Raw genomic sequence first — 19,634 nt, forward strand, 5'->3', positions numbered from 1 at the left:
CTTCCCCTCTATTCCTCGTATTCCGTAAAATCAACATTTTCAACAATCCAGCGTTTGCGCGGATCAACCTTATCGCCCATTAGTGTGGATACTCTTCGTTCCGCTTTTGCCGCATCCTCAATTTGAACAAGCAGAAGCGTGCGCGTCTCCGGATTCATCGTTGTTTCCCACAGCTGCTCCGGATTCATCTCGCCAAGTCCTTTGTAGCGCTGAAGCTCATATCCTTTGCCGATTTCCTTCAAATAGTTTTGAAGCTGCTCGTCCGTCCATGCATAACGCACCGTCTCCAGCTTGCCTGATTTACGGGTAATTTTGTACAGCGGCGGCTGGGCGATATAAATTCTTCCCGAGTCGATCAGCGGCTTCATATAGCGATAAAAAAACGTCAGCAGCAGCACTTGTATATGCGCGCCGTCCGTATCCGCGTCAGTCATAATAATGATCTTGCTGTAGTTGCTTTCATCCGCTTCAAATTCAGGCCCGACGCCTGCGCCGATTGCGGAAATGATCGCTTTATATTCATCGTTGCGCAAAATATCGGCAAGACGGGCTTTTTCCGGGTTCATCGGCTTGCCCTTGAGCGGCAAAATCGCCTGATGCTTGGAGTCGCGCCCCTGCTTCGCGGAGCCGCCTGCGGAATCCCCTTCCACAATAAACAGCTCGTTGCGTGTATAATCCTTGGATTGGGCCGGAGTCAGCTTGCCTCCCAGATTGGAGCTTTCGCTGCGTTTTTTGCCGCTGCGTATTTCCTCGCGCGCTTTGCGCGCCGCTTCACGTGCTTTGGACGCCTGTACCGCTTTTTTAAGAAGCGATTGGGCTACCTGGGGGTTTTCCTCCAGGAATACGTTCATGCGCTCCGTAACGACAGCGTCGACCCCGCTTCGCGCGGAAGCGCTGCCGAGCTGGTCCTTGGTCTGGCCAACAAACTCCACCTCAGACATTTTAATGTTAATGACGGTCATCATGCCTTCGCGCAGATCGCTGCCCTCCAAATTTTTGTCCTTTTCCTTGAGCAGTCCAACCTTGCGGGCATATTCGTTCATAACGCGGGTATATGCCGTTTTGAAGCCCGTTTCATGGGTGCCGCCGCCTCTTGTCGGAATGGAGTTAACAAACGAAGCGATCGTTTCGGTGTAGCCGTCATTGTATTGAAGAGCTACCTCGACCTCAATGTCATCCCGTTCCCCGGTAAAATGGACAACCTCGTGCAGCACCGTTTTATTTTCGTTCAGGAATTGCACAAATTGGCTTGCCCCGCCCTCGTAATGAAAAACGTCGGCGTTCCCGGAGCGGTCATCCTTGATGCTCACCTTTAAGCCGGAGTTCAAAAAAGCGATCTCCTGAAGCCGCTCGGCAAGGGTATCGTAGTTAAACGAAGCGCCGCCCTGGAAAACCCGGATATCGGGCTTGAAGGTAACCTTTGTCCCCGTGCGGTTCGTATTTCCGATAATCTCAAGGCCCGTTACCGGCTCACCGACATGCTCTTTGCCGTTATCGTCGATCCAATATTCAAAACGCATCTTGTGAATTTTGCCGTCGCGGTAAATTTCGACCTCCAGCCATTCCGACAATGCGTTGGTAACGGATGCGCCTACGCCGTGCAGGCCGCCGGATTTTTTGTATCCGCCGCCGCCGAATTTTCCGCCCGCATGAAGAATGGTATAAACAACCTGCGGCGTCGGAATTCCCGTTTTGTGCATGCCCGTCGGAATGCCCCGTCCATTGTCATGCACCGTAATGGAGCCGTTTTTGTGCAGCGTGACATCAATGGCGGAACAAAATTTCGCCAAATGCTCGTCCACTGCATTATCGACGATTTCCCACACCAGATGATGCAGCCCGGAGCTGCTGGTACTGCCTATGTACATGCCTGGCCGCTTCCGGACGGCCGTCAAGCCTTCAAGCACTTGTATATCATCGGCCTCGTAGTTCCGCCCTTCGGCCGGCGTTCCTGCTAATAAATCCAATTGCTCAGCCATGTGCTTCCTCCCAATATCAATGCCATATGCATCGTCTTCAAGCTATTTTAAAGCAACTATTCCCTTTCGTAAAGATGCGCCGCTTGTCAGAGCAAGCGCTATGCTGCTCATTCAAGGGGCGCGGCTACCGAAATGATGCTGATTTACATCCCTTTGTAAAAACGTTATCGAAAAAAGCAAAGCCGGATATACGTTATCATATTGTTAGCAATGTAGCAACAGCAGCCGTTGTTACCATACTGCGCAAATTTGGTCTGGCTTATTAATAAAAATCATGAAAAATCCTTTGCAGCGGTGGAAGAGCATTCCTCTTTCCCATGCAAAGGATCTTGTGCCTGGCCTTTTATTCTTTTTTTCGTTCGCTCCATAAACCCCTGGCGCTTCGTGATCATCCCTGCAGGGCAGCCAGCATAATGCCAAGCGATTTATTATAAATATCCGGCAGCTGCGATAAAGGCAGCGGATTTATGCCGCTTCCAAGCTCAATCGTAAACCCAGGTCTTCGCCAATCTTGAATAAACCAATCCTTATAACCCGCGGTGCTATCTACAAAACGGATGGCCTCATAACCGCTGACAGCGGCAAAACGCGCGGCCAAAATAGCGGACTCCGGCGGCTCAAGCCCCTGGAATCCCCAATAGATAACCTCGCCTTGCGTATGAAAGGCCAAAACCATGGAAAAATCACTGCTGCGGGTTAACGCCGCAAGCCCCTGAACCTCCGGCTCCGTAAGCGGTGCGGTGCCGGAATAATCACGCGGCGAAGGCTCTTGCGGCCCCATCACAGCATCCCGCTCCCACAGGGCGGGAAACTGCTTGTTGAGGTCCACCCCTGCCATATTCGCTTTCCAGCCGCCAAAGCTGTCGTTCCCCCCGTTAATAGCCAACACACTGCTGCGGTAAGGCTCGCTCTCAGGCGCGCCATTAATGACGAGATCCACTCCATCCGGATTAACCATGGGCACAAGGCTCAGCGTCGTTTCCAGATACAGCGGGTAGGTTGGCGCTTCCCTGATGTCTGCGCCGCTGCTTAAAGCAAGCAAATAATCATTTAGAAAAAGCATCAGGGCGCAGGTTGTAATCCATTCATTGGCATGAATCGACCCGTTGAAATGAACGATGCGGCTGCCGTTGCCTACGCGAAGCTCAGGGATATCCTTGCCCATTACCGACTTCCCCATCGTGCTGCTGCGTAAAAAGGGATACAGAGCGGCCAGCGCATTATAATCCTCCAGCACAGCGGCATAGGTATATGGACGGTCTGCATCAATGATGCGGGAGGTTATTTTTTGCGGCACAAGAAGAACGGCTCCGATGACAAGATTGCCGCTTGCCACACCGGGATTGCTGCGCATCAGCAGCTCCACGGAAATGCCGTTCGCTGACGCAATGCGCCATAAGGAGTCCCCTGCCACAACAGTGTGACGGCGCCATTCATAACCCGGAATTTGGACAACTTGTCCTGCTTGCAGGGCATCTGGTGCGATTGCAGGGTTGGAGTCGATAATTAATTGCAGCGGAACTCCAAAAATTAAGCTGAACCTCCAATACGTATCGCCGTTTTGCACCACAATTTGCATGACGCAGCCACCTTTCCGTTGCCGATTTCACGACCTGCTTTCCGTCAGAACAGTATATGCGTCCTTCAACCTGTCTCATTAGCGGCATAGCAAAAAAGAAGCCTGACGGCGGCAAAGCAATTCCTGCTGCGCGGATTATCGGCCCGCCAGGAAAACGCTTTGCGCTAGAGGCTTCTTTTGAAACTTCTTTTAAGACTTCTTTTACGTGCCGTTTTAACTATATTTCCCGCCGCCGGGTTTGCTGTTTTCAAGCAAATAGGCAAAATCGTTTTCACGAAGCTTCTGTTCTTTTCGTTTGGCTTCCTCGGCTTCCTGGCGCTTGCGCTCAATAGCCTCCGCCTCAGTGCGCTTCAGTTCGTCGGCCTGCGCCTTCAGCTTGCCGAGGACATCCGCTCCCAGCAGCTCCTTCAGCGTTGCTCCGCTCTCCTGCTGCTTGCCGCCGGACTCTTCTGTCTTGCTGCGGGAATTGCCGCTTGGCGGGCAGCCGCCTTTTTTCTTTTTAGCCATGTCTAAACTCCTCCCCTCAATTGTCGTAGCCTATGGACAGGGACTGCGCCGCCTGGCGGGCCAGAGTCCTAGCGTCCTCGACCTCTCCTGCTGTCGAAAGCGCAACCGCCATGCGGCGTCCGGGCAACGCTGCTGGCTTTCCGAATACGCGAACCTGCGTATTAGGCACGGACAAGGCCTCCTCCAAACCTCTGATCCGGAAAGCGCTGGAAGCGCGATCCGCTTTAAGCGTATGGGAGGCTCCCGGCGTCAGAAGGCGTATACCAGGGATGGGCAAGCCCATAATAGCGCGAACATGCAGACCAAATTCGGATATATCCTGCGTGGCCATCGTTACCATTCCGGTGTCATGCGGACGAGGCGAAACCTCGCTGAACAAAACGCCATCCTCCGTCAAAAAGAGCTCTACGCCGTATATCCCGTAGCCGCCCAGCTCGTCTGTTATTTTTAACGCAATGTCCTCAGCCTGTGCGATCTGGGCTTCGGTCATTTCATGCGGCTGCCAAGATTCGATGTAATCGCCATCCTTCTGCACATGTCCTATTGGCGCGCAAAACAACGTGCCCGAAACCGACCGGACGGTCAGCAGCGTAATTTCCGATTGGAAGGTGACAAAGCCTTCCACAATAATCCGGCTGTTGCGCGCGCGTCCGCCGTCCATTGCGTAGTTCCAGCAGCTCTCCAGCTCTTCCGCGGAACGGCAAACGCTTTGGCCTTTTCCGGATGAGCTCATAATCGGCTTGATGACACAAGGAAAACCCAGCTCCGCAGCGGCCTCGGTCAATTCCTCCAGAGAATCGGCAAACCGGAAAGGAGCAGTGGGCAACCCTAGACCTTCCGCAGCCAGCCGCCGAATGCCTTCCCTATCCATCGTAAGCCTAGCGGCTCTAGCGGTTGGAATGACGCGATGCCCCTCTTCCTCCAGCGCAACCAGCGTTTCGGTTGCGATCGCTTCAATTTCAGGCACGATGTAGTCCGGCTTTTCCTTTTCGATCAAATGACGCAGCGCTTCGCCATCCAGCATATCGATCACATAGGATCGGTGGGCAACCGCCATAGCGGGAGCATGCTCGTAGCGATCTACGGCAATGCATTCAAGCCCCAGCCGCTGCGCCTCCATAACAACCTCTTTTCCAAGCTCGCCAGAGCCAAGCAGCAGCAGCTTTTTTCCATAAGCGCCTAATGGCGATCCATAAGTTCCATAAGTCACAATAAAGAACCTCCACGTCTGAAATTTTGTCAATTCCATTGTGGAGGTTCCGCCTATAAAAATCAATATGCCCTTACAAAAAGCGGAATTGCGCTTCGATTAACCCATTGTATACGCCGCGTTTGGCAACCAATTGCTCATGATTGCCCTGCTCCACGATAACCCCGTGATCCAGCACGATAATATCGTCGGCATGGCGGATGGTGGAGAGACGATGCGCAATCATAAACGAGGTACGTCCGGCAAGCAGCGTCTTCAGCGCTTCCTGAATCTTCAGCTCGGTTTCAGTATCAATGCTGGCAGTCGCCTCGTCCAGAATGAGGATGCGAGGATCGGCAAGCAAAGCCCGTGCAAACGACAGCAGCTGGCGCTGTCCCATAGACAATACGTTGCCTCGTTCCTCAACCTGTGTGTCGTAGCCATCCGGCAGTCCCATAATGAAATCATGGGCGTGCACCGCTTTGGCCGCTTCCTCGATTTCATCATCGGTAGCATCCAGCCGTCCATAACGGATGTTGTCCCGGATTGATCCCGCAAAAATAAAGGTGTCCTGCAAAACAATGCCGATTTGCGAGCGAAGACTTTCGATGTTGACATCGCGGATATCGATGCCGTCAATCAGCACCCGTCCCTGCACGGGATCGTAGAAGCGGCAAAGCAGGTTGATGATCGTGCTTTTCCCGGAGCCGGTATGGCCAACCAGCGCAATGGATTGACCCGCTTTTACGTCGATGCTTATGCCTTTCAGCGCCTGACGGCCCTTTTCATATTCGAACACGATATTGTCAAAGGTCACGTCTCCCTTAATAGGCGGCAAAAGCTGCGCTTTATCGCCTTCTCTAACGGTCGTTTCCTCATCAATAAACTCAAAAATACGCTCCGAGGAGGCCATTGCGATCAGAAGCTGGGAATACATCTGGCCCAGGCGGTTGATCGGCTCCCAGAAGTTTCCGATATAGTTGGCAAAAGCAATGAGCAAACCAATCGTAATAACCTCCGCCTGGATCAGCATTGCTCCATACCAGAACAGGATACAGGTTCCGATTGCAGCCGTTATTTCAATAACGGGGCCAAACGTTTGGTTTAGCGCGGACGCCTTGTTCCAGGATTTCAGGTTGATGGTGTTCATATGGTCAAAAAAGCCCATGTTGTCTTTTTCCTGTACAAAAGCTTGCGTTACCTTCATCCCTTGAATACTTTCGTTCAAGTGGGAATTGATGCGGGACTGCTTCATTCGCACATCCTGCCAGGCAAAGCGGATTCGCTTGCGCAGCGAGGTGGATACGATAAACATAAGCGGAACCGTAATCATAACTGCCAAGCCCAGCTTGATGTTTAAGGCCAGCAAAATAATAACGATACCCGCCAGCTGAATGCAATCCATCAAAAGGTTGACAACGCCGTTTGTGAACAAATCCTGAAGCGCGTTGACGTCATTGGTGACGCGAACGAGGATGGAGCCTGCCGGACGTTTATCATAAAACCGGAAGCTCAGCTTCTGGATATGCTGGAACAGATGAGCCCTCAAATCATAAATGACCTGCTGTCCGATAATGTTGGTATATTTGATCCGATACGTATTGGAAATCCATTGCAGGATGTACAAAGCCAGCATTGCTGCTCCAATTCCAACGAGATGATACACATTTTGAGACCCTTTTTCGCCAAGAATGCCGTCGATCGCCTGCAGCATCAGGAGCGGCGTACCCAATCGGGTCAAGGTGCCGACCACCATCATCAAAAGAACAGGCATCAGCTGGCGGCGATAAGGTCTCATATAGAAATACAATCTTCGGATTTGAGCCCAGTTAAACGGTTTTTCAATGGCATCATCGTCCTGATAGACGAATCGTTCGTTTCGATTCCGTCCTTTCGATGCTTGTTCAGCGCTCATAATGGCTTGCTCCTTTTGCAAAATCATGCAATTCCCCGGCAGCGTTCCGGTATTGCTTGGCTGCGTCAAAGTCTGCGTATTGGATGTTGTAGGTGTCGCGATAAGGGCCTTCTTGCGCAATCAGTTCTTCGTGCTTGCCGCGTTGAACGATATGCCCCTTCTCCAGAACAATAATTTCATCGGCATGGCGCAGCGAGGAAATCCGATGGGCAATAATAAAGGTCGTGCGTCCCTTCATCAATTCCTTGAAGCCGGCTTGAATTTCGTGCTCGGTCTCCATATCCACCGCGCTTGTGGCGTCGTCAAGCACCAGAATGCGAGGGTTTTTAATCAGCGCCCTGGCAATGGCAATCCGCTGCTTTTGGCCGCCCGACAGCCCCATGCCCCGTTCGCCAACTATCGTATCGTAGCCAAGCGGCAGCTCCATAATAAAATCATGGGCTTTGGCCAGTTTGGCCGCACGCTCGATATCCTCCTGCGTGACATCCCGCACACCATAGGCAATATTATCCCGAATAGCGGCTGAAAAAAGGAAGGTTTCCTGAAAAACAGGCGCGATTTGGCGTCTGAGCGAAGCAACGTCCACATTGCGGATATCTATGCCGTCCAGCGTGATTTTACCATGCTTGACGTTATACGCCCGCATAAGAAGCTGAATAATCGTTGATTTGCCGGCGCCCGTTTCGCCCAAAAAGCCAATTACAGAGCCCGGTTTTGCATCAATGGTGATATCAGTCAAAGCGGCAGGCTTGTCGGGATAGTTGAACGTTACGTGATCAAACACGACGTGTCCTTTTGTATGCTCCGCATCCACCTCAACCGCATGCTCCACGCTTTTAACGTGGATATGCTCTTCCATTAGGCCAATTACTCGTTCGCCGGATGCTTTGAATTGCGTATAGTTGTTAATATGGAAGCCAAGCCCCCACATCGGTCCAACAATATACCAGATCAAGCTGAAAAAGGCGACAAAATTGCCAAGCACCAGCGTTCCGTTAATGACCATGATGCCGCCCGCAACAAGCAGCACGACAGGACAAAGATTGGCGCTAACCTCCATCGCAGGGAAAAACTTGGCCCACAATGTCGCAGCCCTGACCTGGTTGTTCTGATACGCTTCGCTCCGCACGGAAAACTTGGACACCTCATGTCCTTCGCGGGCAAAGGATTTGACCGTTCTGACTCCCGTTATATTTTCCTGAACGGCGGTTGTCAGATTGCTCATCGCTTGACGCATTTCCTGGAAAGCGGGATGGATCAGCTTTTCGAATCGAAGCGCGATAATAATGAGCAGCGGGATAGGCGCCAGCGTAATAAGCGTCAGCTGCCAGTTTAAATAAAGCATCATTCCGCCGCCAAACAAAACCATGATGACCATATTCAATATTTGCGCAAAACCAAAGCCGATAAATTGCCGGATCGCTTCCAGATCCGCTGTCAGTCTCGACATGAGATCGCCTGTTTTGGCCTTGTCATAATATTGATAAGACAGGGTTTGCAGCTTGTCGTACAAGGCGTTGCGCATCCGGTACGCAACCTTGTTGCCCAGCCTTCCGCCAAAAAAGCCGTGCAAGAACTGATTAACCGCCTTCAAGCTGATAGCGCCTACAACAATAAGAGCAAGCATAGGCACTTTTTCAAATTGATTTTGCTTGATGACATTTTCAATCAAATAGCTGAGAAGCATAGGATACACGAGTCCAAAAGCCGTTGCGCACATCAAAAAAAATACGGATAAATACAAAAACTTTGCTTCGGGCAAATAGAAGGCTTTCAGTCGCCTCATAACATCCAACGAAATCCAACTCCCCATCTTTTTTTAATATAGGAAAGCAAATGATGCCATTCTGGCTCAAACCAGAAATCAGTGCTTGACTTGGACCGAGATGTAACGCTACAGGACAGAGGGTTCTTCCAATCGCTGTTAAAGCCCGATTCCTTTTATTTTATGAGGTCTATGGTCGGAATCGTTCTTTAAAGGCGAGCACTTCAAATGTTCTGAAAGAACATCGCTTCGTAAGCATATGCCTCCTCCAGAATCCCTCTGCCCCTCCGCAAAGCTCTGTTTTCTGTCAAGCACTGATTATTAGGTTGAGTCTTCATTCTTTCTCTATATTTCTCGGAATGAAACATGCTGCTTCTCCAGTGGACAGAATCAACCGTTTCACCTTGGTATGAATGATAGTATCAGCATCCCTTATAACGGGCAAATACGATATGTAAACGAATTCCCGAAGGAACCCTTTAATTGGGGCGATTAGGAAGAAGAAACCACCAAAAGCTCTTAAATCGTCGCTTATTGTATAGAGAATGAACCTATTACTCCATTTTTGCATAAACGCACACAACTCGTGAAAAAAACTCCTATCGAGGTACTTCAGAGATGTGCCTCCGCAGTCAAAAATGGATTTTATATCCAGTATAAATCACCCCTTATACCTAACTCCTCTCTACTCCTTACTCCTTTCATGAACTCTCGGAAGAGGAATCTTGTGGCGGTTCATTCTTGCGGACAAAAATGTCCTTTAGAAGCTGATTTAGACGATGATTCCGTTTGTAATGGACATTAGTGTCCGTAACGTTCATAAATCCTGCCCGTATGCACCAATTTGGAGCTGTAAAGGACACGGATGACCGTTGCTCAACGAAAATCTAGTAATTCCAGCATGTAACGGTCATAAATGACCAGAAAAAACAGATCACATCTAAAATATCACTTTATTTTTAAACCTTAGCTCACGTATGCATACATACAAGCCATCCCGCATTTGCATTGCAAACCAGCCGACTCCCTGCATGCAAGCAATCTCGCATCCTTAATACATGCAATCTATCCACACTCGACATGTAAACCATCTCGCATTCTGCATACATGCAATCTACCCACACTCGACATGTAAACCATCTCGCATTCTGCATACCTACAGCCATCCCACACCCTGCACGCAAACAATCTCGCATTCTAGATACATGATGCTATTCCACCCTCTGCTTGCATACAAGCTCCAACTCAAGCGCTGATAATTAGGCTGTGCCATTTATGATATGTAAAAAGATGCTTTTGCCAGCTGTTGAACAGCCGGTAAAAGCATCTCCTTAAACCGAAAACATCGGATGGAAAGAACAGGAAAATCATAGATGGCTAAGAGAAATTCGCAGTTCCTTAAGCTCTCCGAGATTGGATTGATCCGACAGCGACAGACGTTTGCCCTGGCCAAAAGAATCTATATCCTCCAGCAGACGCTTGCTGCAGGAGGCTGCTGCGTTCCGCCAAACGGCCTCGTAATGTGTCATCCACGCCTCGCCTATGGATTCCGACTTGTGCTGCAGTGACGGAACAACCAAAGCCTCCAGCTCCTTGCGCAAAGCGTCCTTGCCTTCCCCTTCGAAGAAATGGCGAGGGGATTTGAAACGGCTCCACAGCCACTTGGCGGCAATGGTGCCCTCCTCCCAATCACTTCCTTCTGCTGGCGTCTCCAGAAAACCCTCCGACACGGGCGGCGGCGCGTAATCCGGCATATCCTCCAATAAATACTGGCAGCATTTTTCGTAGCCTTTATTTATTTCTCGCCATATGCCTCTTTCAAGCCTGAGCGTTGTGGCTTGCAGCTCTTGGGCCAGCTCCCGCTGGAAAAGCCGCTGCAGCTCCAGCCATGACGTCCATACCGCGCGCTTCAAGTCGCGCCCGTCGTCCTGCAAAGAAGAAGGATTAAATGCCAAATGATAAAAATCACCAAACCGGAATTGCAGCCTCTGAACAACATAATACAAGAGCTCTTTCATTTCCTGCCTTAAGCCCTGCGGAAACTCGCCTTGGCCAAAGCTTTGAATCGCGGCTTTGGCGGCTTCCAATTGACGCTCCAGCTTGCCCAGCTCAGCCTGACGGCTGGCCGCGTCTCCCTCCGCTCCGGCGACCCAGCCATCAATCAGCTGCAGCGCACGCTGAATTTCGCCTTGCGCGGACTGAATGGCGAGTTGGCCCAGATCATGGCGGACAAAGGAATGAAAGTCCTCTTCGAACCGGGGCAGTCCAGACTGCGAAAGCGCCTCAAGGTCTCTGCCCTCTTTTCCGTCCAGCGCCATAATACTGGAAACGGGATACAGGCGCGGAAAGGTAATACCATGCTTCTGGAGATTGCTTTCCACATGCTGTAGCACGCCTTGAAGCTCCTCTTGGCTTGAAGCAAGATCGCTTGCATTGACGATAAAAAACATTTTATCCAGCTCGAACTGGTCCTTCACGCGCCCAAGCTGGTCCAGAAACTGGCGATCGGCCTGGGAAAAAGCATGATTGTAGTAGGTCACAAACAAAATCGCATCCGCGTTTTTGATATAGTTAAACGCAACGCCGGTATGCCTCGCGTTTACGGAATCCGCTCCCGGAGTATCCACCAGCACAATGCCTTCATTCGTTAACGGACAGCTGTAATGAAAATCGATGCTGCTGACAAAACAGGACCGGGATTCTTCCGCCACAAAGGAAACATATTCCTCTCTGTCCGCCTTCAGCACCTGGCCAAGCAAAGGCTCGTGCTTCTCCCAGCCCGAACGGGCCGCCCGCAAAAAGCTGTAGTGAGGGCGTCCTCCCGCACCGACGGATTGCGGAGAAAGAGAGTCCACCAGCGCCATAATGTCAGCGGCATCCGGCAAAGCGGCTTCCGATGCGTCCTCTCCAAGCAAATGAAGCGAATAGCGGAGGTCGGCAAGCAGCTCCTGACGGGATTTCATTACGATTCGCGCCATGCCGTGGCCATATTCGCTATCCGGCGGCATAAGACGGTTGATTGCCGCTGTTGTTGGATTAGGGGACACCGGCAGCACCGCTTCTCCGATCAGAGCATTAGCCAGCGATGACTTGCCTGCGCTGAAGGCGCCGAACAGCGCGATGGTAAAGGTGCTGCTCCTCAGCCGCGCAGCCTTCTCGTTCATGGAGGCAGCGGCTGTATGAAGCGCAGGCTGGCCCTCCAGCAGAGCGGCAGCGGCGGACAGCCGCGCAGCGGCGTCGCGCTGAAGCCCCAGGGCAGAGCCTTCGGACGCCAAGCCACGGGATTCTCCTTCATCCCGCTTGCTGCCGATACGTTGTCCTGCATCTGCCGCTTCCACATCAGGAGCAGAAGCTTGCTTATGCTCCTGTTCAACCGAACCCGCTTGGGCTGTCACCGCCGACAGAGCGCGGGGATTACCCGTTGCAGCAATTGGCAGGGCCGTCCCGTCAATCCTCCGGGATTCGCGTCTAGGACGCGGCAACGCAGGAGCTTGTGCAGCTGGCGGCAGCAGCGCCTGCAGGGACTCCCGATAACGGCTTTCTTCCTGCTCCAGCTTGCGAAGACTGCGGGCGGCGCCCGCTTGCTCCTCCGCCTCTTTCAGCTGCGACTGTACGGCGTTTATTTTTTCATCAGCTGCTTTAGCGGCAAATGCGGCCAAGGCATCAATGACCTCAAGCGCCAATCCCCGGTATTTCCCCTTTAAATCAGCTGCCATTTCCTTGCAATAGATCATGGTATATTCATTGCCTATTACCGCGCCCGGTTTGATTTTGCCAGCCAGCCATTCCTCGTCCGGCCTCCAAACGAGCCTTGAGCCCATTTCCGCCTCCAGCGCCTCCATGTCAAAAGATATCCTCTCAGCCGCTGAACGAAGCAGCTGTCTGACGTGCCAGTCGATAGCGGCATCCGTCAATGCCAGCAGCTCGGAGCGGAAAACCTCCAGTCTGCGCGCCTGCTCTGCGGCCGTCTTGGCTCCCGCAAACAGCAAGCCTGCCCTGAAGCCCGGTTTCCTGCTTTCCAGAAAAGCCTGCGCCAAATCCCGCAAACTCGCCGGAGTAATATTGGCATTGTCCAATATGGATTGCAGCTCTCGCAGAAGACCGGATCGGAACTGCTCCTTTTCGTTTTGCAGCGATACGGTAAGCCCGAACAATCGCTGGATAGCTGCTTCGCCCTCTCGCAGCCCTTCCTCGCCGCCCGCCTCATCCAGCAGGGCAAGCCTCCTCGTCTCCATCTGCTCATCGCGCTGCTTCAAATGACCCTGCAGCAGATAGCTCATCGACGAGGAGACGCTATATGCGCATAAATCCTCTCTCTCTTCCGCCAGCTCCTTTATGAGAGCTAACAAGCTGTTCCATTGATGCTGTGGATGATCCGGCTGGCGCAGCGATAAATAGAGAATTCCCGCCGGCTCCAGATGCCAGGCATGGAAGGCCTCCTCCACACTTTTGGCGTAGTCGCTAAAGCTTAATTCGCGATCCCGGTGCTTGTCGATCTGGTTCACGATAAAATAAAGCGGCTTTCCCCAATCCTTCAAGCTTTTTGCAAAAGCGAAGTTAATCTCGGATTGGACATGATTGTAATCCATGACGTAAAAAACAACATCCGCCAGATGGAGCGCCGATTCCGTCGCTAAACGATGAGCGTTGTCCGTGGAATCAATGCCCGGCGTATCCAGCAATACAATATCTTTTCCAAGCAGCGGGCTTGGATAAATGATAGAAACCGATTGAAAGCGCTCTCCGTCGACACAGTAGCGATCCAGCTCTTCAATAGGTATCTCCGCCTGGACAACCTCCCCGTTCCTTACGGTTTCCACCGCCGCATATGGCCTGTCGCCCCCCCGGATCGACACGATATTGGCACTGGTTGGAATAGGGCTTGACGGCAGCAGCTTTGCCCCGCATAAAGCATTGACAAGGCTTGACTTGCCTGCTGAAAAATGACCGCATAATGCAACAGTAAGCCGACCTTCGGTCAGCTTACTGAGCAGTTCCTGCGCTTGCACCGAACGGCCGTCATCGCCAGCTTGCGACCATGACTCCGCCATTCGGCGCAATGCGTCAGCTATTTTCCCCGTATTCATCGTTACGAGCTTCGTCAAACTAGACAGCCGCCTCTTCGTCGGAGGGGAGACAAATTTCAAAAACGTTGCCGTGCTGCAAAATCATAATGTTGCGCTCCTTTTCCTTCATTACAACAACTTCCGGCTTTGTGCGCATACGGTCGATATATTGATCAGGCACATCTCCGGAGCCGCTGACGGTGATGCCTTCAATAACAATATCTTCATTCTCCTGCGGAGGAGCTTCCAGCACCTGCTCGTAAATATCGGAGAACAGCTCAAAATTGTTAGTATACACGGAAATGCACTTCATCTTCATCATCCTTCGTTTCCTTATTTGGCTTTCTTTGCTTTAGTTTGGGTCTTGACGGCAGGCTTCATACGTCGCTTACCCTCTTTGCAGATGTCCAGCAGCGGACAAATAGGGCATTGCGGCTTCTGCGCCTTGCAATGGTATCGCCCGAAAAAAATAAGCCGGTGATGGGTTAACGTCCACTCGTCCCTGGGAACCAGCTTCATCAGCTTTTGCTCCACCGTCAATACGGAATCGTCCTCCGCTGCAATCGACAGCCGCTTGGAAACCCGCTCCACGTGCGTATCCACCGCTATGGCAGGCACGCCAAAGGCGTTAGACATGACCACATTTGCCGTTTTGCGGCCAACTCCCGGAAGCTCTGTCAAGCCTTCATGGCTATCCGGCACCTCTCCCTCATACTTATCAATCAGGATTTGGCATAACTTCTGAATGTTAGACGCCTTGCTGCGAAATAATCCGATTCTGCGAATATCATTTTCCAGCTCCTCCAGAGGAACAGCCAAATAATCCCAAGGAGAACGATATTTCCGAAACAATCCTTCCGTTACTTTATTGACCGTTTCATCCGTACATTGCGCTGACAGCAAAACGGCAATCGTCAGCTCGAAGGGATTGTTGTGGTTCAGCTCGCAATGCGCATTGGGAAACATGTCGGCTATAGTATCCAATATATGACGCATCTTCTGTTTCGCATTCATCAATAAAGCCTCCACATTTGCACTATCGTTCAAAGTGTAGCGAAATTTGTCACGGTGCGCAACCAGTAAAATCGCATTTCTCAAAAAAAAACCGCCCTTTCGGGCAGTTTTTTTTTATTTTTCACAAAAGGCGTGCCATAAGCTGGCAGCTTACCCGTTTGAAGCGGTTGGAGCAACGATTTTCACCTGGGCTACGGCCGCGCCAATATACGAAACATCGATTTTGGTTCCGGCCGTGTACAAGCCGATTAGCCCTTTTGTTCCGTCTGCTTTTAACAGCTCAGCAGAGTTAACGTCAATATTAAAGGTTTCATTTAATATATTTTTTGCCCTGATTATTTTCTTCGAAACGTCAACGGATACAACCTCAAGCTGGTTGGTCCGATGAACCTGAATAACGGTAGCCTCCACCTTGTCCTGCTTCAGCATCATCGTAACGACATCGCCGGTTCTCAGGTCCAGATGAGTAGCCATCGGCTTATTGATATCGCCAACAATGGTATTGACATAAGGTACAGCGGCGATTGCGCCTTCTGCTGTTTTTATCGTGAGAACTTTATTTTTTGTATCTACGGCTGTCACCGTGCCCGTATAGTTGATTATAAATTTGATGGCAACCACGCTGTCATGAGTATAGCTGATCACAACGTTTTTGTTCGTCTTGAGCAGCGGAAGAGCTGTTGCACGGTCTACGGCAGATCCAAAATATTCAAATTTGGTTTTGTCTGTCAAATAGAGTGGCTGCACCTTACCTTTCGCATCATCTACCAAAATCAGGTTTTTGGCTTCGTTTACTTCCCAGATTTCAGCTCCGGCCAGCAGCTTAACGTCACGATTAAGCACTTTGACATGGGTTACCTGATCCTTATCATTCAACGACAACTCCACCTGATCGGATCCTTCCACCAAATCGGTAATGGCCGGCGATGCCAACCCCTCGATTTCAACGGTAGCTCCAAGCACCAATTCCTTGGTAATGTAGCTGTTATTTTCATTGATTCTGATCAGGTTGGATTTTACATCCGTAAATACCCCAGTTACTTTCGTTACGGGTACCTGGGCATCGGCAACGAGCTTAATGATTTGGGGTTCAGTCCGGAACGTATCGCGAACCAGCGTCAACGCCCGTCCTTCCTTAATGTCGGCAATATTCAATACTTTGCCGTCTGTATCAACCAGAGGCGCCGAACCGTCATAGGCAAACTTGACGGGCGCATTATTAATCCAGAGGTAGAAGCTTTTATCCTCGGGAACGTTGCGCAAGAATGTGCCGGAAATATTTTCGGTATGCTGAACATCGCCCAGCACCTCGACGTATTTGGCTATGCCGTCTCGTGCGATAACCGTAATGTCGCTATATTCCACAAGCTCGGATACGGTAATCGGCTTGTCCGAATTGTAATGATAGAACAACGTATTGCCATCAAGATAATAGCTGGTTTCCGCACCCTTGTCATACAGCTTGATCACGCCATCCTGCATGCCAGCGATAACGCCATTAACCTGACCCGCATATTGAACTGGGAAGCTGTATTGCGCACGGCTGAACAGAGTAGCCAGACTTGCCCGGTTAACGGGATCGCCGGGAGCAAAGGTCGTTTCGGTTTTGCCAGTGACTAGCTTCAATTGGACCGCTGCATTAACATAGCCCAAATAACGCTGTGAAATGTTTGACGCATCTCCAAAGTGGGAAGGCACGTTTTGCAGCTGCTGGGCGATCGCATTTTGGCCAATCGCCTTTACGATGAGCTTGGTCACCCATTCCCGGCTTGCCGGCTTGCTTCCCCATGCTTGATCCTGATCCTGGGAAGCCAAAGCGTATTCCTCTGTGCGGTCCAGCAAACCTTCCGTAAACGCATATTCGATGTAAGGCGTAAAGTAGTCGCTTACCTTAAAGCCATCCTCAAAAAACACCATGGACGAAGAAAAACGCGCCTCGGCCTCATCCTTCAAGCCGCTAAATTTTAACGCCATCAATACCGCCTCTTGTTGCGTAATGCTCTTTTCAGGCTGGAAGGTCAATGTGTTGTCGACTGTATTCCGGTACCCGTCAATAACGCCTTGCAAATACAGCTTCGCAATATGCTTCTCCGCCCAATGTCCGGCCGACATATCGGTAAAAGGCGTCTTTAAGGCGGATTCTGCTAAAACGGCAACAGGAGCGGACAAATAGACCGCTCCTCCTCCGGTTGCCAGCGACAAGGCAAGGATGCCGCTCATTACTTTTTTCCATTTCAGTTGCTTTGGCATATAACCGGTCTCCTTCAAGTTGGGTTTACTATAAGTTGAAAAAAGGAGTTTCAGCGACGTGGACCGGCGTGTGAGAAGTTCTTCCGATCGCAATTGTTCCCAGATTTCTCTGAATAAAATGTTCAAATGGTGAAATCCGGGAACACAAGCGAACGCTTAAAACGTTCTGGAAGAACGTTACTTCGTAAGCATATGCTTTTCTCCAGAACCCCTCACACTCTGGCCTATCCCTACTTTTCTTTTTTTCAACTTATATAGATCATTTAAACATCATCGCGCTTAATAGGATGAAGAAGCTCAACATGTCCCATGAGGGATTCTACCGCTTCGCCATCCAGCAAAATGTCCAGTTCATTAATGAAGTCAAACTGGAAGGACGTTTGCCTTAAGGACGACACTAGCATTAATTCGCCAGATGAACCAAATCTTCCTTCTTGGGGAATATGAATATCCAGCACAAGACGGTCTCCCTCAAGCTTTAAAGAATTGATCTCGATTTTGTTCATAAGAGAGATATTGCCGTTTTCCGGTTCCTTCCGCAGCTCCTCAATCGTTGCCGCTATCAATTCTTCATCCGTTGTATAGGAAACCTCAACTTCTCTTGTCACCATATCCATTAGATCGCTGTCAGACTCATGCAGCGTAACTGTTGCACGCTTTGCGTTGGGATCAGGCGTTGGCTCAGCGGGAGCCTCGGACTCCGTTGCAGGCGAAGACGATGCTTCAGCGCTTGGCGAAGGCGAAACATCCGACGGCGGCGTTTCACCGCCCGGACTTCCTCCTTTTTCTTTATCAACAGCGCCGCAGCCTCCGAGCCAAATTGCAAGAACGGCGGAAGCCAGCAGCAGGCTCCATTTTTTTCCTTGTGTAGTCATGCTGACCAACTCCAATTCCTTTTAGAGGTTGTTAACACGCACTTTTATTTTGACTTTGCGTATTCCTTTATTCCGTTAGCCAGCTCCAGAGCGATTCGGGCCTGCGACTTTTCGTCAAACAGCACCTTGGAATCAACCGGGCTGGACAAATAACCAACCTCCAGCAATATAGCCGGCATTGTTGTATTTTTAATGACCCGGTAAGCCGCTTTCTTGACGCCCCGGTCAGTCAAACCAGTCGCCTTAAGCAAATGCTTATGAACCACTTCCGCAAAAGCTTTGCTTTCGGGACGCTCATAATAGGTTTCGGTTCCGCTTACGGTATCTTTCGTAAAGCTGTTGGCATGAATGGATATAAACAGGTCCGCGCCAATGTTTTCGGCAAAATTGACTCTGTCGTTCAGCTCAAGAAAGGTATCGTCCGCTCTGGTCATGTGGACGCGGAAGGACTTGTCCTTGTCCAGCTCGGCTTTGAGCAGCAGCGCAATGCTAAGGTTAAATTCCTTTTCATATTTGCCGCTTGGCTTGCTGTAGGCGCCGGGGTCCTTGGCACCATGACCTGCATCAATAACGATGTCAATTATTCCGTCGTCCTTCGGCTCCTCAATCGGGGCTTCAGGCTCATTAGGCGTTTCCGTTTCTGGAGGAGCTACAACAGGTACGTCGCTTGACGGCATTAACGATATTCTCATTTCTCCTTCAGCCTGAGACAACACATAGCCAACATCCTCGCCAACCTCGATGACCAGTCTTGCTATAAGCGGATCGGTCTCGAATTGGGAATACCGGAAGCCATTCAGCAGGGGATTGCCGGAAACGGTAACTTTGGCTTGCGAGTCCTCGATAAACTGCTGGAAAACATGAGGAAGATAGGTTGTGTTTCTGAAATCAAAAACAAGACGCTTCGGCGATTCATACTGAATCGGCTTTCCTTCGTACACGACGCCGGAATGCGTAATCACGATTTCGGAATTTGCGTTTAAGCTTATGTCGCTGATATAACCAACCGGAGTTTCCTCGATGGGTGGTTCAACAGGGACTTCCGGCTCTGGCTGTGGAGCAGGTTCGGACATATGTACTTCGCGCTCTGTTCCCTTCCACTCAAACTCCAGTCCCAGCAGCTCGCCAACGATCCGGACGGGAACGAGCGTGCGCCAGTTCAAAAGCCGCGGCGCCGTGTCAATATCAATGGCATTTCCATTGACGTTCATACGCTTTTCGTTGATTCTCATTTCAATCATCGTGGCGTCTTTCTCAATTGTCACCTTTTTTATCGTTGCGTCCCAACTGACCTTATAGCCAAGTCCTTCGGATAAAATGGCGATTGGCACATACGTTACGCCGTTTTCAAGCAGCGGATCAACGTCAGAATACAGCTGAGTTCCATTCAGGAACAGCTTTGGCGGATTACCGGCAGCATGTCCGGCAGTGGCAAACATAGTGAACATAACCGACAGGAGCAGCAGAATGGATAACGACTTTTTCATTTCCCACC

12 protein-coding genes are annotated in these 19,634 nt (G+C 50.7%); all 12 read right to left on the reverse strand.

Features of this window, described 5'->3' with window-relative positions; genetic code table 11:
* Positions 1-8: 8 nt before the first annotated feature.
* Entirely contained in the window at positions 9-1,979 is a 1,971-nt protein-coding gene (parE, locus tag A7K91_RS14090) for a DNA topoisomerase IV subunit B (protein WP_068683769.1), read from the reverse strand.
* Between the two features lie 388 nt (positions 1,980-2,367).
* On the reverse strand, positions 2,368-3,558 hold the full coding sequence (locus tag A7K91_RS14100; protein ID WP_068683771.1) for a M14 family metallopeptidase: 1,191 nt from the start codon (positions 3,556-3,558) through the stop codon (positions 2,368-2,370).
* A 213-nt stretch (positions 3,559-3,771) separates the two neighbouring features.
* The gene (locus A7K91_RS14105) at positions 3,772-4,065 is read right to left on the reverse strand and encodes a YqkE family protein (protein ID WP_068683772.1); all 294 of its coding nucleotides are present in this window, start codon (positions 4,063-4,065) and stop codon (positions 3,772-3,774) included.
* Positions 4,066-4,081: 16 nt separating this feature from the next.
* A complete protein-coding gene (purT, locus tag A7K91_RS14110; protein WP_245697520.1) occupies positions 4,082-5,275 on the reverse strand; it encodes a phosphoribosylglycinamide formyltransferase 2 in 1,194 nt (397 codons plus the stop codon).
* 73 nt (positions 5,276-5,348) lie between these two features.
* Positions 5,349-7,169, reverse strand: coding sequence for an ABC transporter ATP-binding protein (locus A7K91_RS14115; RefSeq protein WP_068683776.1), 1,821 nt, complete (start codon positions 7,167-7,169; stop codon positions 5,349-5,351).
* On the reverse strand, positions 7,159-8,964 hold the full coding sequence (locus A7K91_RS14120) for an ABC transporter ATP-binding protein (RefSeq protein ID WP_068683778.1): 1,806 nt from the start codon (positions 8,962-8,964) through the stop codon (positions 7,159-7,161). Before A7K91_RS14120 ends, A7K91_RS14115 begins: the two co-directional genes overlap by 11 nt.
* 1,337 nt (positions 8,965-10,301) lie before the next feature.
* Positions 10,302-14,039, reverse strand: a complete 3,738-nt coding sequence (locus A7K91_RS14130) for a dynamin family protein (protein WP_068683780.1) — start codon at positions 14,037-14,039, stop codon at positions 10,302-10,304.
* 1 nt (position 14,040) lies between these two features.
* Positions 14,041-14,313: an NAD/NADP transhydrogenase alpha subunit gene (locus tag A7K91_RS14135; protein WP_068683783.1), complete on the reverse strand. Its 273-nt coding sequence runs from the start codon at positions 14,311-14,313 to the stop codon at positions 14,041-14,043.
* Positions 14,314-14,333: 20 nt separating this feature from the next.
* The gene (gene nth / locus A7K91_RS14140) at positions 14,334-15,014 is read right to left on the reverse strand and encodes an endonuclease III (protein ID WP_068683785.1); all 681 of its coding nucleotides are present in this window, start codon (positions 15,012-15,014) and stop codon (positions 14,334-14,336) included.
* Between the two features lie 150 nt (positions 15,015-15,164).
* A complete protein-coding gene (locus A7K91_RS14145; protein WP_068683786.1) occupies positions 15,165-17,264 on the reverse strand; it encodes an S-layer homology domain-containing protein in 2,100 nt (699 codons plus the stop codon).
* A 263-nt stretch (positions 17,265-17,527) separates the two neighbouring features.
* Entirely contained in the window at positions 17,528-18,139 is a 612-nt protein-coding gene (locus tag A7K91_RS14150) for a GerMN domain-containing protein (RefSeq protein ID WP_068683787.1), read from the reverse strand.
* A gap of 44 nt (positions 18,140-18,183) precedes the next feature.
* Positions 18,184-19,626 (reverse strand): N-acetylmuramoyl-L-alanine amidase, encoded by a 1,443-nt coding sequence (locus A7K91_RS14155; protein ID WP_068683788.1) that lies wholly within the window; start codon positions 19,624-19,626, stop codon positions 18,184-18,186.
* Positions 19,627-19,634: the final 8 nt, after the last annotated feature.

Origin of the sequence: Paenibacillus oryzae (genome assembly GCF_001675045.1) — a bacterium.
GTDB lineage: Bacteria > Bacillota > Bacilli > Paenibacillales > Paenibacillaceae > Pristimantibacillus > Pristimantibacillus oryzae.